This is a genomic window from Mycobacterium cajalii (assembly GCF_045809005.2).
In the GTDB taxonomy this organism is placed as follows: domain Bacteria; phylum Actinomycetota; class Actinomycetes; order Mycobacteriales; family Mycobacteriaceae; genus Mycobacterium.
Genome location: NZ_CM141436.1, coordinates 417,973 through 432,538, shown reverse-complemented (window position 1 = coordinate 432,538; position 14,566 = coordinate 417,973). Strand labels below are relative to the sequence as shown.

Below are 14,566 nucleotides of genomic sequence, written 5' to 3'. Positions count from 1 at the left end.
CGTTTCGCGTCCCCTTGGGTAGGGTGGCGCCCATGGGCGACATCAAGACCGAATACGACAAGCTTTTCATTGGTGGGAAGTGGGCCGAGCCGTCGACCTCCGACGTCATCGAGGTGCACTGCCCGGCCACCGGCGAGTACGTCGGCAAGACGCCGCTGGCGGCGGCGGCCGACGTCGACGCGGCGGTCGCCGCGGCGCGCGCCGCGTTCGACAACGGCCCCTGGCCCACCACACCGCCGAAGGAGCGCGCGGCCGTCATCGCCAACGCGCTGAAGTTGATGGAGGAACGCAAGGACAAGTTCACCGAGGTCCTCGCCGGCGAGACCGGTCAGCCACCCACCGGCATCGAGACCATGCACTGGATGAGCTCGATCGGCGCGCTGAACTACTTCGCCGGCCCCGCGGCCGACGAGGTCAAGTGGCGGGAGATCCGCAACGGCGGCTACGGGCAGACCATCGTCTACCGTGAGCCGATCGGGGTGGTGGCCGCCATCGTCGCCTGGAACGTGCCGCTGTTCCTCGCGGTCAACAAGCTGGGCCCGGCGCTGCTGGCCGGCTGCACCGTGGTGCTCAAGCCGGCCGCCGAAACACCCCTGAGCGCAAACCTTTTGGCGGAGGCCTTCGCCGAGGCCGGCCTGCCCGAGGGCGTGCTCTCGGTGGTGCCCGGCGGGGTCGAGACCGGCCAGGCGCTGACCTCCAACCCGGCCGTCGACCTCTTCTCCTTCACCGGCAGCTCCGCCGTCGGCAAGGAGATCGGCCGGCGCGCCGCGGACATGCTGAAGCCGTGCACCCTCGAACTCGGCGGGAAGTCGGCGGCCATCGTCCTCGACGACGTCGACCTCGCCTCCTCGATCCCGATGCTGGTGTTCTCCGGGATCATGAACACCGGGCAGGCCTGCGTGGCCCAGACCCGGATCCTGGCCCCGCGCTCGCGCTACGACGAAATCGTCGAGGCGGTAAGCACTTTCGTGCAGGCGCTGCCGGTGGGCCCGCCGTCGGACGCGGCGGCCCAGATCGGGTCGCTGATCTCGGAGAAGCAGCGCTCCCGCGTGGAGGGCTACATCGCCAAGGGCATCGAGGAGGGCGCCCGGCTGGTGTGCGGCGGGGGCCGCCCGGAGGGCCTGGACGGCGGCTTCTTCGTGCAGCCCACCGTCTTCGCCGACGTCGACAACAAGATGACGATCGCGCAGGAGGAGATCTTCGGCCCGGTGCTGAGCATCATCGGATACGACACCGAAGAGGACGCGATCAAGATCTCCAACGACTCGGTGTACGGCCTGGCCGGCAGCGTCTGGACCACCGACATCGACAAGGGCATCAAGGTCGCGGAGAAGATCCGCACCGGTACCTACGCCATCAACTGGTACGCCTTCGACCCGTGCTGCCCGTTCGGCGGCTACAAGAACTCGGGCATCGGTCGCGAGAACGGGCCCGAGGGCGTCGAGCACTTCACCCAGCAGAAGAGCCTGCTCATGCCGATGGGCCACACCGTCGAGGGCTAGCCAGGGCTGACACGCCGCGCGCCGAGCGTGCACTCACCGCGAGATTCCGACTTCTCGCGCCGGGTGCACGCTCGGCGTTTTTTCGGCGCACGGCTGCCGCCTAGTTATTATGCGATACACCATAGAAACCGGGCCGTGACCTTGTGCGCCGAGCGGGCGGTGTGACGGCGGTCTCACCCGTTTCCCGTGGTGCAGGGTTTAGTTAGGGAATAAAAATTGCTCACTGGACGGATGTCTTATATGATCCTCAGCATAATCAAAGGCCCCACACGGCCGGGGAGAAAACCATGTGGATCATCGAACTCAACGTCGGCGGCTACCAGTTCGCGCGACAATTGCCAGACCTCAAGCGGCGGCCGTTCCGCTTCGGTCCGCGTAATATGCACCGGCCGGTACCCCGGCATTCGCACGCTGCATGACCCCAGCCACGGGAGGTACGACCGTGCCGACTAACAGGCCGACGACCACCGACAAGGCTCCCGAGCGTCCCACCGCCAAGCGGTGCGACACGCGCACGAACATGCTGATCAGCGCAGCCGAGGTGATGCGCGAACGCGGGGCGGCCGGCGTGACCATCGACGAGGTGCTCGCCCGCAGCGGCGCGCCGCGCGGCTCGGTGTACTACCACTTCCCCGACGGGCGCAACCAGATCCTCAGCGAGGCGCTGCGGTACTCCGGCGACTCCATCACCGCGATGATCGACGACGCCGCGGGCTGGGGCGCGCGAGCGCTGCTGCGCGAGTTCGTCGAGTTCTGGGAGCGCCTGCTGATCGAGGGTGACTTCGGCGCCGGCTGCCCGGTGGTGGCGGCCGCGATCGGGTCCACCGACGACGAGCGCGCGCTGTCGACGGAGGCCGGTGCCATCCTCGGCCGCTGGTGCGCGGCGATGACGCGGGCGTTCGTCGCCGACGGCTTCGACGAGGGCGACGCGGCGTCACTGGCAGTGACGTCGATCGCCGCGCTGGAGGGCGCGATCCTGCTGTCCCGCTCGACGCGCAGCATCGACCCGCTCCACCACGTCGGCGATCAGATCGAATTCCTCATCAAGGCAAAGGAATTCGTTATCCGCAACGGCCTGCCCGACAAGCGGGAGAGCTAGTCGCTGGCCGGTAGCGGCTTGACCTCTTTGAGCTGCAGCGGCGTCGCGCCGATGCTCAGGCTCCCGGCGCCGGGCTTGGTCACCAGCACCTCGGCGCCGTCGTCGTCGACGTAGCGCTTGCCCATCACGCTGCCCCCGGCGAACGCCGGGTCGAGCTCGCCCGACCGCTCGGCGCCGACGGCCACCATCGGCGCACCGCCGCACCGCAGGTCGTCGAGGCTGTCGGCGCTCCTGACCACGATGACCTGGGTGTCGCACACCTGGCTGGCCAGACGGGTTCCGTTCTTGATCATGCGTGCAGTCCCTCCAACTTCTCGATGATCTCCCGGCGCAGCACCTTGCCGGTGGGGGTGGTCGGCAGTTCGTCGCGGAACACGACCCGGTCCGGGGTGCGTGACCCGCGCAGGTTTTCGCGGACGAACTCACGCAGTTCCTCCGGGTCGGGCTCGCACCCCGGGGCCGGCACCACCACCGCGACGATCGCCTGGCCCCACTGCGCGTCCTCCACCCCGACCACGGCGACGTCGCGCACGTGCGGATGCTCGACGAGCACCTCCTCCAGCTCGGCCGGGGCGATGTTCTCCCCGCCGCGGATGATGGTGTCGTCGCTGCGCCCGCCGATGAACAGGTAGCCGTCCTCGTCGAGCATGGCGATGTCCTTCGTCGGGAACCAGCCGTCCTCGTCCAGCACGGAACCGATCCCGGTGTAGCGTCCCGAGACCTGCTCGCCGCGCACGAACAACTCCCCGGTCTGCCCCGGCCCGAGCAGCGTGCCGTTCTCGTCGCGGATCTGCACCTCCACGCCGGGCAGGGGCCGCCCGACCGAGCCCAGCCGCCGGGCGCCGGCGGCGTCGGACGCGGCCTGCGCCGCGCGGTGGTCGTCGGGGGTCAGCACCGCGATCGTCGAGCTGGTCTCGGTCAGACCGTAGGCGTTGACGAAACCCACCCCCGGCAGCAGTTCCAGCGCCCGGCGCACCAGCGGCAGCCCGACCTTGGAGCCGCCGTAGGCCAGGTTGCGCAGCGACGGCAGCTCGCGGGAGGCTGCGCCGTCGGCCTCCAGCGCGGTGACGATGCGGTCCAGCATCGTGGGCACCACCGTCGCCGTGGTCACCCGCTCGGCGTTGACCAGCCGGACCCACTCGCGCGCGTCGAAGTTGGGCAGGTACACCATCTTTCGCCCGGCGTACAGGTTCGACAGCGCGGCGCTCACGCCGGCGATGTGGTAGGGCGGCACACAGATCAGCGCCGCGTCGGTGTCGGCGGCCGAGGCGAATTCGACGCTGCCGGTCACGTAGCTGGTGAGGTTGTTGTGCGTGAGCTCGACGGCCTTGGGTTGCGACGTGGTGCCCGAGGTGAACAGCACGATCGCGACCGAATCCGGGTCGGCGAACGCAGGGACGTCGGGGCCCGGCTCGCACTCGCGCGCGGCGGTCAGGAAGTCGTCGGAGAGCATCACCCGCGGCGAGGCGTCCCCGACCGCGTCGCGGTAGCGGGCGTCGACGATCACCAGCGGTTCGGGCAGTCGCCGGATCAGGGTCTGGATGCCCTCGGCCGACAGCCGGTAGTTGATCGGGGTGAACGCCACCCCGGCGCGGGCGGCCGCGAAGATCAGCACGGGCAGCATGTCGCCGCCGGTGCCGACGTACGCCACATGCCCGGCGCCCGAGGCCGCGATCACGCCCGCGCCGCCGTCGGCGAGATCGCTGAGCTGCTGCGTGCTCAAGCGCACGTCGTCACAGACGACCGCCGTGCGATCGGGGTTACCCGACGCGGCCATCTCGAGCAGCAACGAAACGCTCATCCCTGAACCCCCGAAGTGGACTCTACGAACATAGTGTAGCGGGGCTCAGGAACCCGTCCAGCGCGGCGCACGCTTCTCGGCGAACGCGATGGCGCCCTCCTTGGCGTCGTCGGACGCGAACACCGGGCCCAGGATCTTCATCTGTTCGGCGAACATGGTGTCCCGGCTCCAGCCGCGGGACTCGACGATGATCCGCTTGGTGGCCGCGACCGCGAGCGGCCCGTTGGCGGCGATCCGCTCGGCCAGCGCGATCGCTCCGTCCAGCGCCCCGCCCGGCTCGGCCAGCGCGTTGACGAGCCCGAGTTCGTGGGCGCGCTCGGCCGACAGGTTGTCCCCGGTCAGCGCCAATTCCATCGCGACCGCGTACGGGATGCGCTCGGGCAGCCGCAGCAACCCCCCGCCGCCGGCGACCAGACCGCGCTTGACCTCGGGGATCCCGAACGCCGAGTCCCTCGACGCCACGATCAGGTCGGTGGCCAGCGCCAGCTCGGTGCCCCCGGCCAGGGCGTATCCCTCCACCGCGGCGATCAGCGGCTTGTCCGGCGGACGCTCGGTGAACCCCATGCCACGGCCTTCGACGACGGGCAGCTCACCGCGGGCGAAAGCCTTGAGATCCATACCGGCGCAGAACGATCCGCCCGCGCCGGTGATGATCCCCACCGACAGGCCGGCGTCGGCGTCGAGCCGGTCCATGGCGTCGGCCAGGCCCCGGGCGACCGCGGCGTTGACCGCGTTCTTGGCCTTGGGGCGGTTGATCGTGATGATGAGGATCCGGTCCCGCTGCTCGACCAGGACCTCGGGTTCCCCGGTGCCGGCCTGTTCGTTCCCTGTGCTCACGGTGCGCCGCAGCTCCTTACCAAGTCAGTGGCTGTTACCGACTGATGGTAGCGGTCGCCGGAAATGGCGTTAGCGGCAGTCGAGAGTCCGATTACCCTCCGCGGCGCGGGCCGCGTTCAGGCGGGAGCCATCACCGTGTCGACGACCGTCAAATCCTTGGACAGCCCTGCGGCGCAGCGGATCTGGATGAAGTCGGCGACCATGGCCTCGGTCACCTCGTGGGGATCCTCGAGGGTGGCGCCGTCGGACAGCACCGAGATGTTGAGCTGGTCGACGTAACTCCACACCGTGATGTTCAGCCCGCTGCCGGCGGTCAACGGGCCCACCGAATAGATCTCGGTGACCACCGCCCCGCCCACCCGGCCGCGCTCGCGGGGACCGGGAACGTTGGAGATGTTCAGGTTGAGCACCTTGTTGTGCCCCTCCCGGCCGGACGCCCACCGGAAGAAGGACTCCGTGGGCGCCGGCGGCATGTAGGCGGCCCATCGGCTGACCAACTCGGGGCCCATGAGCTGGTTGCCCTCCTTTGCCAAGATGGCGTTCTCGTGGCTGCACCGCACCCGCTCCAGCGGGTCGTCGGAATTCGTCGGGAGGCCCACCAGCACGCCGGTGAAGCGATTTCCGGAGATTCGCTCGGGAGAGAAATCGAAACTCATCGGCACCGACGCCAGCAGCGGCTCGGCTTTGCCGTCGTAGCGCAGCAGCAGCGTGCGCAGCGCTCCGGCCGACATCGCGAGCACCATGTCGTTGATCGTCGCCCCGAGGCGCTTGCCGGTCTCCTTGACGTCGGCCAGGGCCAGCGTGGCGGTGGCGAATCGCCGCTCCGGAGTGATCTTGTGGTTCATGAAGGTCGGCGGCGGCTCGAACGGCCGGGTCAGCTCCGGGGACAGCTTGCGCGAGCTGCGGCGCACCCGGGCCAGGCCGTCGGCGGTGTAGCGGATCGTGTGGGGGATCCGGCTTATGTGGCGCAGGTGGTCGGCGAACGCCGAACCCACCAGCCGGCCCGTCGTGGGCGCCGGGTCCGGCACGTAGGGGCCCCCTTCGGGGCCGGGCTGCAGGTCCATGCCGCGGGCCATCAGGTTGGCCGAGGCGACGCCGTCGGCCAGCGCGTGGTGGATCTTGCCGACCACCGCGATCCGGCTGTCGGCCAGCCCCTCGACGAAGTACATCTCCCACAGCGGCCGGTCGCGGTCCAGCGGGGTGCTGGCGATGCGTCCGATCGCCTCGTCGAGCTCGCGGCGACCGCCGGGAGCCGGCAGCCGCCACGGGCGGATGTGGTAGTCGAGGTCGACCTCGCAGTGCTCGCGCCACATCGGGTGGTGGAACTTGAGCGGGATCTCGACGAGCTGATAGCAGAACGGCTCGAGCTTGTTCAGCCGGCCGCCGATGACCTGGCGGAAGCCCTCGATGCCGAAGTCGCGTCTGTCCTCGCTCAATTCGATGACGGCGACCTTGATCGTGTGCATGTGCACGTTCGGCGTCTCGCTGTACAGCAGGACCGCGTCCCAGCCGCTGAGCCGTTTCACCGCTGCCCCTTGCCCATACGGCGACGATACTCAGCGGTGGCCTCAGATGACCTCTTTTGCGCCGATCCGTGCCTTGGTGCGGTGGACCTGGTTGAGGAACAGCGCCGTCGCGTGCGCCATCTCGCCCGCCCGCTCGCCGTCGACGAGGTCAAAACCGTGGCCGGCGCCGGGCAATTCGACGTAGCCGACCTTTGAATGCGACGCCGCGCGCAGCCGTTCGACGAAGCTGCGGGCCTGCGCCACGGGGATCACGGAGTCCTTGCTGCCGTGAATCACCAAAAACGGCGGGGCATTGCGATGGACCCGCGCGATGGGCGACGCGTCGCGGAACAACTCCGGGTGACGCGCGATCGAGCGTTTGACCACAACACGTTCCAGGAAGTCGACGAAGCGGGCGCGCTCGGGAGTGGAGCGGTCCTCCCAGTCGTAGCGGCCGTAGATCCCGACCACCGCGTCCACGGAGGTGTCGGCCCCCTCCGGCAGCCTCTCCCGGTGCGCGGGGTCGCCGGGGGTCAGTCCGGCCAGCGCCGCCAGGTGCCCGCCGGCCGAACATCCCGCCACCGCAACGAAATCGCGGTCCCCGCCGAACTTGTCGACGTTGGCCCGCGCCCAGGCGATGGCGGTCTTGGCGTCGACGATGTGGCGCGGCCACCGGTGGTGCGGCGCGACGCGATAGTCGACCGCCAGGCACACCCAGCCCTGCTCGGCCAGCCGTGACATCAGGGCGGACCCCTGGCCCACGCACCTGCCGTGCACCCAGGCGCCGCCCGGGAGGAACACCAGGACGGGCGCGGGCTGCGCCGGCAGGTCCTTGCGCCGCCAGACGTCGAGCACCTGCGCGGGGTGGTCGCCGTAGTGGACCGCGCGGCGGTAGAGGTGACGGCGGCGCAGCGCGTCCCAGATCGGCGGGGTGCGGTCCGCGGTGGGCCATTCGGCGTCGAGATCGGCTGTCGGCACGACTTCGCGCAGCGCCGCGACGGAGACGTCACGGGTGCTCTGCCGGTCGCGCCGGCGCGCGTCCTGGATGCCGGGCGTCAGCAGGTCTTTGGTCAACGAGGCCAAAGCTTCCGGCGCCTGCCGCACCCCCCAGACGCCCATCGCGGTGACACCGCCCAGCGGCTCCAGATGCTTGCCGACCACCGGCAGTGACGCCCCCGCAACGCTGAGGGCCAGCGCGTAATCGCCGGGGCGGGCCCGTAGCAACCATTTCACGCACGATGTCATGCCCGGTACCTCGCCGTCATTCCGCGAGGGTACCCCCGCGCGCTGCACGGAAACTGACGTTTGCGTCGAACGCGTCCGCACCGCCTAGAGGGCCGCGAGGCTCGCGATCACCCGCGCGCCCACCAGGCGGACGTCGGTCAGCGTCAGCCCCACCTGCGCGGCCAGCGTGTCAGCGCTGTCGACACCGACGGACGCCCAGCGGAACCAGGGCCCGATGTCGCCGTCGGACTCCAGGCGCACCCAGCGCACCCGGATGCCGATGGCCTCGGCGTCGAACTCGGCGACGCAGCGTCCGCCGCGGCACAGCAACTCCGCGGCGCGGCCCAGGATGCGCAGCGGGTCCCCGCCGAGGCCGATGTTGCCGTCGACGAGCAGGACCGTCTGCCATTGCCCCGTTCCGGGCAGCGGCGCGAAGACATCGCCCAGCAGGGCCGGCGCACCGCCGCGGCCGGCCAGTCGGATCGCGGTCGCGGATCGGTCGATACCCAGCGCGGGCACCCCCCGCTGAATCAGCCGTGCCACCAATCGCCCTGGCCCGCAACCGAGTTCGATCGTCGGCCCGTTGCACAGCTGGGTGACCGCCTCGTCGAAGTCCTCGTCGGGGGCCTCGTCGGGGGCGGCCGCTTCGCCCGGCGGGGACCGCACACCCAGCCACCGGTGAACCGGCAGCAGCCGAACCTCTCCGTCCTCGTGGCGGATCCAGCATCGTTCACCGCCCAGCGCCCGATCGTAGAGATGCCCCAGCAATTCTGTCCCTCGCTCCTGCCCGGCCCGCCGGCCCGGGCGCGTGGGGCGCCCGTCGGGGAGGGGTCGTGGCCAACCCGCATCGCCGGTGCGCCGGCCTGCACCGCGCCACCGGCACTCCCACCGATACCCCGATCTTTGCTCGGCTAACCCAGAGCCTGCCACAGCCGCGCGCCGGCGGCGCGCGGTGGTTCGGCGTGCGGGTCACCGGCTCCGCCGGCGCGCACGAACCGCTGCGTGCGCAATACTCGACCCATGCCGAACAGCGACGTTCACCCCGACTTGCGTAGAGCCGCCCGCCTCGCGCCGCGGCACATGATCGGTCCGCGGACGCTGCGGATCATGCGGGCGGCGACGAGGCTGCGCGGACGCGGCGGCGCCGACGACGTCGAGGTGATCGAGTTGGGTCCGGGCAACGGTGTGCGGGTGTTCCGGCCCGTCGGCGTGACCGGGCCGACGCCCGCGTTGCTGTGGATCCACGGGGGCGGCTACGTGATCGGCAGCGCCGAACAGGACGACCCGGTGTGCTGGCGGTTCAGCACCCGCCTGGGTATCACCGTCGCGTCGGTGGAATACCGTCTGGCGCCCGAACATCCGTATCCGGCGCCGCTGGAGGACTGCTATGCGGGGCTGACCTGGCTGGCGGGGCTGGGATCGGTGGATGCGGGGCGGGTCGCGATCGGCGGCGCCAGCGCCGGCGGCGGACTGGCGGCGGCGCTGGCGCTGCTGGCCCGGGACCGCGCCGAGGTCACCCCCCTGTTCCAGCTGCTGGCCTATCCCATGCTCGACGACCGCAGTTCGGCGTCCGGGGATCACCCGAACCACCGGCTGTGGAGCGCGCGCAGCAACCGGTTCGGGTGGGCGGCGTATCTGGGCGGCGCCGACCCGCAGGTCGCCGTCCCGGCCCGGCGCACCGACCTGCACGGTCTGCCGCCGGCATGGATCGGGGTGGGCACCCACGACCTGTTCCATGACGAAGACCTCGCGTACGCCGAGCGGCTTCGGGCGGCCGGGGTGGCGTGCCAGCTCGAGGTCATCCCCGGAGCGTTCCACGGCTTCGACATGTGGGCGCCCAAAGCCGCTGTGTCGCAACGCTTCTTCGACAGCCAGTGCGACAGCTTGCGCGCGGCGCTGACCGCGGCGGCCTGACCGCGGCTCACATCGCGAAGTAGACCAGCTCGCCGCCGATGACGGTGGCCGCGACCATGCCGGCGTCCAGCTCGGCCAGCACCGTGGCCGGCGGCTCGCTGAGCACGCAGAGGTCGCCCGGCTGCCCGGTTTCGATGCTCCGCGGCCGGCCCGGCCGGTCCGGCCGGCCCAGGAACATCGTCACGGCCCGGCGCGCCGACACGCTCTCGCCGGCGTTGAGGACGGCGCCGCTCGGCGCGGTGCGGTACACCGCGGCGCGCATCGCGGTCCACGGGTCGCCGTGGCCGAAGGGCATGTCGGTGGACAGCGCCACGGGCACCCTCGCGTCCAGTAACGAGGCGACGCGCCACAGCTGCCCGTGCTCGGCGGCGGGGACGTCGGCGAGGTACTGGTCGCCGCGTTCGGCGACGAAGTTGGGCTGCGTCACCACCGTGACCCCGAGATCGGCGAGGTCGGCCAGGGTGTCGTCGGGCACCATGGCGGCATGCTCGATCCGGTCCAGCGGATGGCTCCCGGCGGCGCGCAGGGCCGCGATCGTCACCACCAGCTGGGCGGCGGTGACGCAGTGGACGGCGACCGGCCCGCCGGCGGCGTGGCGTTCGCCGATCCAGCGGGCGAGCTCGTCGAGGTCGAGGCGATCCTCCGCCAGGATCCGCTTGCCCGGTGACAGGAAGCGCAGCCGCGGCCGGAACTCGCCGCGGCCGTGCGCCGCCGACAGCGACTCCATCTCGGCCGGATCGAGGTCGGGAGTGGCGTCGGTGACGCCGGTGACGCCGTAGGCGGTGATGCGGCGGCTGAGCTCGGCCAGGTCGCTTTCGCGGCGCAGCACGGCCTCCGACCAGCCGCGGTCGGCGCTGCGCAGGCGCCCGTCGGGATGCTCGGCCAGCCCGACCCGGCCCAGGGCCTCGGAGTTGAGGATCCACAGCGCGCCGCTGCGGTGCTGGATGCGCACCGGGATCGTGGGCACCACGGCGTCCAGGAAGCTGCGGTCCAACTCCCCGGCGACCGATTCGTGGTATCCGATGGCGCGAATCCATCCGTCGGGACCCGGGGTGGCATTCGAGAGCAGTTGCCTGAGCTCGGCCTCGGTGCTGACGCCGGGCGGCCCGACGACGAAGGAGTCCAGCGCGGCAGCGGCCGAGCGGACGTGCACGTGGTGGTCGTGGAGCCCGGGCAGGACCGTGCCTCCGTTGGCGTAGAGGACCCCCTCCCCGCGCCCGGCTTGCAGGCCGTCGGAGAGCGTGGCCACCTCCTCGATCCGGGCGTTCACCCGGACGTCGACGGTACGGCCGTCGAGCAATGTCGCCTGCTTGATCAGCATGACGGGCAACGCCTTTCGGCCACCAGGCGGCGTACGGCGCCGTTGTCGGCGCCGAGCTCTGCCGCGGGTGCCACCGCGGCCGGCGGCCGCGGTGGCGGCGCCGCGGCACGCGACGCCGACGGCTCCGCCGGCAGCGCGGCATAGGTCGCGGCGACGCCCGCCATCGACACCTCGATCAGTTCGCCGCCACCACGGTCGAGCGAGTCGGCCAGTGCCGCGGCGGCTTCCAGCCCGGTCAGCGGATCGGCGATGGCGTCGCCGCAGAACACCGGCCCCTCCGGGCTGGTGCCGACCAGTCCCCCGGCCACCGCGGCGTCATCGCCGAACGCCGGCCTGTGGTCTTCATATCCGCTGATGCGCAACCAGATTCGGCCGGGTCTCGGCGCGAGGCACTGCGGCCCGAGACCGCGCCGGGCCAGCGCGGCCGGACGCGAGCCCTCGATCACGACGTCGGCGACCGCGAGCAGTTCACGCAGCTCGTCGGCCTGCTCGTCGAAATCGACACTGCACGAGAGCTTTCCGGCGTTGACCCAGTCGAAGAAGGCGCGGTTGCCGTTTCGGGTGCCGTCCGGGCGGCGCGGGCTTTCGACTTTGACGACGGTGGCTCCGGCACGCGCCAGCAGCTGCCCGCACAGCGGCCCGGCCCACATCGACGACAGGTCGGCCACCAGCAGGCCGGCCCACTGCCGCCCCGGGGCGCACGGGCCCAGCGCCCCCCGCCGCGGCGGCGTGGCGGCGGCCTCGCCCAGACCGGCCGCCGGGATGTCGAGCAGCGCCGTCCGCTCGATGACCTCCGGCACCGGGTGCGTCGCGACCCAGGTGTGCAGCGCCGACCACGGTCCGTCCGGCACCTCGTCGGCCTGCACCAGCGCCGGCACGGCCGCGACGTCCTCGGGCCGCGACAGCGTGATCGCGCACCACCCGTCCCGGGCCGCCAGCAACCGGGTGGCACCGCCGGCCGACACCCGGCCGCCACGGTGCAGCCCGAGCAACGCCGCCCGCCCGGCCAGCAGCCCGGCCGCGTCGACGGCCACACCCGTGCGGTCGCCGAAGGCGGCGGCGACCGCGTCGGCGCGGCCCAGCACGTTCGCCCGGGAGAAGTCGGGGGGCCCATCGGGCCACCCGGTCAGGTAGGCCAGCCCGCTGCTCCCCCACCGGCTGGACCACGGCGACGGCGTCGGACTCACCCCACCATGGTGCGCGCATGGTGGGCCGGCAGGGCGCCCGCCGCAGAAAGACCAATAGGATGGTTTCTAGTAAAAATATTACTATTCGGTATGCATCTCCGGGCCCGAAGGCTCGGCGTTCTTCCCCTCAGGCCACTTCCCCTCAGCCAGGGCGCCCAGGTGGGGCCGGCTTCGGGTCCCCTGCGGCGAAATCGCGGCGCCACGGGGCCGTCGGCCAGGGCCCCGGGCTTCGCCGACATGAGCTCCGGCCAGAAGATCCCCGACGCGGAAGCGGCCGCACCGATCCCTCGACGCGCCGACGCCCGGCGGCGACAAGACATCCGTCGGCCTTGCCGTGTCACGTCCGCGCGCACTCGGGTCCCAGGCGCCGAAACTCGGCGGCGTGGCGCAACCGGTTACGCCAGGTCATCTGCGCGAACGCCGGGTATGATCCGTCCTCAGCAGCTGGCGCGCCGCAGCGACGCCCCGGTGCTCGCATGCACAGCCGGGGCGGACCGAACCGGGCCCGAGGAGCCGGCCGGCGCGGCGTTCCGTGGCCCGGGACGGAGTTCCCCATCCGGGCGGGCAACCGGCGGTAGTTACCGTACCTGCAACCATCAAACAGTGTTACCCATGTCGCATTGGGTCTGGACAAGCGATCCCGTAACCCCCTCAGGTAATCGTCCGCCCCCCTTAGTGAGACTTTTTTCATTATCTTGGTCACATTTCCAAGAATTTGATTTGTCACCGAGCGAAGATCGTCTACAGTTCGGTACTGCCGACTCGTCGGCGATCAGGGGGAGCCGTGCACGACCTTGAGGGTCAAGAGTCGTGGTTGTTAGCTAGTTTGGGCGGGTCCTGATGTCATTCCTGATCGCGGCGCTGAAGACGGCGTCGGTCGGTGAGCCGGCCGACATCCATTCGGGTGTCCCGGTTGTCAACGGCGTTGCGCTTTCGCGGGCCCGCGCGATTCAAAGACATCACCCCAGGTCGGGCGCCGGGCTGGCATCCACGTGACTGATTTTGGTGCTCTGCCGCCGGAGATCAACTCCGCGAGAATGTACTCCGGTCCTGGCCCGGGGTCGCTGTCGGCCGCCGCGGCGATGTGGGAAGGTTTGGCGACCGAATCCCACGCCGCTACGGGTTACTACCGATCGGTCATCTCGGGATTGACCGCGGGACGGTGGATGGGTCCCGCGTCGTTGTCCATGGCGTCCGCGTTCGCGCCGTTTATGGCATGGACGGCCGGAGTTGCCGCGCGGGCCGCGGAGACGGCCAGTCAGGCCAGGCTTGCCGTGGAGGCCTATGAGGCCGCCTTCGCGATGACAGTGCCGCCCCCGGCGGTCTTCGCAAACCGGGCTCGACTCGCGGCGCTGGTCGCCACCAATTTTTTCGGCCAGAATTCGCCGGCGATCGCGGCCACCGAAGCCGAATATGGTGAAATGTGGGCGCGGGACGCCATCGCGATGTACGAGTACGCCGCCCATTCCGCCGTGGCGTGCACACTGACACCTCTCGTCTCGCCGCCGGAGGTGGTCAACCCGGCGGGGGTGACCAGCCAGGCCACCGCGGTTGCCAATGCCGCCGCTGTGACGCCCGCGCAGCAACTGTCGCTAGCCGGCGCGATCTCCTCGATTCCCGCCACGCTGCAGTCGCTCGTATCACCGGTCTCGAGCTTTGCCTCATCGCCCGCCTCGACGCTCACCAACTTGATGGCGTCGGTGCCCAGCGAGTTCGCGGTCGTTCCCGCCTACGCACTTCCCAACTACATCAACGCGGCGGTGACCCCCCTTTACGGCATGTCCGCGATACTTTCGATCGCCCAGACCACCAATGGTTTGATGAGCGCTGCGGCGGCGGGTGCGGCCAGCGCCGCCTCCCAGGCGGCGAACGCGGCCACCTCGGGAGCCGCTGCGCTCGGATCCGGTGTGGCGGCCAGCCTCGGCAACGCGGCCTCCTTGGGCCCGCTGTCGGTGCCCGCGAGCTGGACCAGCGTAATTCCCGCAGCGCAGGTGAGCGCCGTCACGGCATTGCCCAACGCCGGCATTAATGGACTGAACGCGCCGCCAAGCCTCTTGAGCGCCGCGCCGCGGGCCGCGCTGGCTGGTGCCGGCAGGTCTCTGGGGCCCCGGTACGGGATCATCCCCACGGTGATGACGCGCCCGCCGTCCGGCGGATACGCATAGGGCCGGACGAA

13 protein-coding genes are annotated in these 14,566 nt (G+C 70.9%); 5 read left to right on the top strand and 8 right to left on the bottom strand.

Translation table 11 applies throughout. The features are described from left to right. The first annotated feature begins 32 nt into the window (after positions 1–32). From ACJ512_RS02100 to ACJ512_RS02090, 3 genes are all read left to right on the top strand, one after another. Positions 33–1,502, top strand: coding sequence for an aldehyde dehydrogenase (locus ACJ512_RS02100; protein ID WP_407688419.1), 1,470 nt, complete (start codon positions 33–35; stop codon positions 1,500–1,502). A 287-nt stretch (positions 1,503–1,789) separates the two neighbouring features. Next, positions 1,790–1,921, top strand: a complete 132-nt coding sequence (locus tag ACJ512_RS02095; RefSeq protein ID WP_407688418.1) for a hypothetical protein — start codon at positions 1,790–1,792, stop codon at positions 1,919–1,921. Positions 1,922–2,022: 101 nt separating this feature from the next. Continuing rightward, the gene (locus tag ACJ512_RS02090; protein ID WP_407688423.1) at positions 2,023–2,601 is read left to right on the top strand and encodes a TetR/AcrR family transcriptional regulator; all 579 of its coding nucleotides are present in this window, start codon (positions 2,023–2,025) and stop codon (positions 2,599–2,601) included. Here the strand turns inward: ACJ512_RS02090 and ACJ512_RS02085 are convergent. From ACJ512_RS02085 to ACJ512_RS02060, 6 genes are all read right to left on the bottom strand, one after another. After that, positions 2,598–2,894, bottom strand: a complete 297-nt coding sequence (locus ACJ512_RS02085; protein WP_407688417.1) for a hypothetical protein — start codon at positions 2,892–2,894, stop codon at positions 2,598–2,600. The genes ACJ512_RS02090 and ACJ512_RS02085 overlap by 4 nt on opposite strands. Further along, entirely contained in the window at positions 2,891–4,402 is a 1,512-nt protein-coding gene (locus ACJ512_RS02080; RefSeq protein ID WP_407688416.1) for a class I adenylate-forming enzyme family protein, read from the bottom strand. The genes ACJ512_RS02085 and ACJ512_RS02080 overlap by 4 nt, the downstream gene beginning before the upstream one ends. Positions 4,403–4,447: 45 nt before the next feature. Then, positions 4,448–5,239 carry a crotonase/enoyl-CoA hydratase family protein gene (locus tag ACJ512_RS02075; protein WP_407688415.1) on the bottom strand — a complete coding sequence of 264 codons (792 nt, stop codon included), beginning with the start codon at positions 5,237–5,239 and terminating at the stop codon, positions 4,448–4,450. Between the two features lie 116 nt (positions 5,240–5,355). Continuing rightward, on the bottom strand, positions 5,356–6,765 hold the full coding sequence (locus ACJ512_RS02070; RefSeq protein WP_407688414.1) for a WS/DGAT/MGAT family O-acyltransferase: 1,410 nt from the start codon (positions 6,763–6,765) through the stop codon (positions 5,356–5,358). 42 nt (positions 6,766–6,807) lie between these two features. Continuing rightward, entirely contained in the window at positions 6,808–7,989 is a 1,182-nt protein-coding gene (locus tag ACJ512_RS02065) for an alpha/beta hydrolase fold domain-containing protein (protein WP_407688413.1), read from the bottom strand. 84 nt (positions 7,990–8,073) lie between these two features. Next, a complete protein-coding gene (locus ACJ512_RS02060; protein ID WP_407688412.1) occupies positions 8,074–8,736 on the bottom strand; it encodes a class I SAM-dependent methyltransferase in 663 nt (220 codons plus the stop codon). A gap of 252 nt (positions 8,737–8,988) precedes the next feature. Between ACJ512_RS02060 and ACJ512_RS02055 the strand changes: the two genes are divergently transcribed. Then, complete coding sequence (locus tag ACJ512_RS02055) at positions 8,989–9,882, top strand: alpha/beta hydrolase (protein WP_407688411.1); 894 nt, start codon at positions 8,989–8,991, stop codon at positions 9,880–9,882. Positions 9,883–9,889: 7 nt separating this feature from the next. Here ACJ512_RS02055 and ACJ512_RS02050 read toward each other — a convergent pair whose 3' ends face one another. Then, positions 9,890–11,203, bottom strand: coding sequence for an amidohydrolase family protein (locus tag ACJ512_RS02050; protein ID WP_407688410.1), 1,314 nt, complete (start codon positions 11,201–11,203; stop codon positions 9,890–9,892). Continuing rightward, entirely contained in the window at positions 11,197–12,390 is a 1,194-nt protein-coding gene (locus ACJ512_RS02045) for a CoA transferase (RefSeq protein ID WP_407688409.1), read from the bottom strand. Before ACJ512_RS02045 ends, ACJ512_RS02050 begins: the two co-directional genes overlap by 7 nt. Positions 12,391–13,382: 992 nt before the next feature. Between ACJ512_RS02045 and ACJ512_RS02040 the strand changes: the two genes are divergently transcribed. Continuing rightward, positions 13,383–14,555 carry a PPE family protein gene (locus ACJ512_RS02040; RefSeq protein ID WP_407688408.1) on the top strand — a complete coding sequence of 391 codons (1,173 nt, stop codon included), beginning with the start codon at positions 13,383–13,385 and terminating at the stop codon, positions 14,553–14,555. The last annotated feature ends 11 nt before the right edge of the window (positions 14,556–14,566 follow it).

Coding starts and splice junctions, on each gene's coding strand:
- ACJ512_RS02100 (WP_407688419.1), top strand. CDS start 33: ATGGGCGACATCAAGACCGAATACGACAAGCTTTTCATTGGTGGGAAG.
- ACJ512_RS02095 (WP_407688418.1), top strand. CDS start 1,790: ATGTGGATCATCGAACTCAACGTCGGCGGCTACCAGTTCGCGCGACAA.
- ACJ512_RS02090 (WP_407688423.1), top strand. CDS start 2,023: ATGCTGATCAGCGCAGCCGAGGTGATGCGCGAACGCGGGGCGGCCGGC.
- ACJ512_RS02085 (WP_407688417.1), bottom strand. CDS start 2,894: ATGATCAAGAACGGAACCCGTCTGGCCAGCCAGGTGTGCGACACCCAG.
- ACJ512_RS02080 (WP_407688416.1), bottom strand. CDS start 4,402: ATGAGCGTTTCGTTGCTGCTCGAGATGGCCGCGTCGGGTAACCCCGAT.
- ACJ512_RS02065 (WP_407688413.1), bottom strand. CDS start 7,989: ATGACATCGTGCGTGAAATGGTTGCTACGGGCCCGCCCCGGCGATTAC.
- ACJ512_RS02055 (WP_407688411.1), top strand. CDS start 8,989: ATGCCGAACAGCGACGTTCACCCCGACTTGCGTAGAGCCGCCCGCCTC.
- ACJ512_RS02050 (WP_407688410.1), bottom strand. CDS start 11,203: ATGCTGATCAAGCAGGCGACATTGCTCGACGGCCGTACCGTCGACGTC.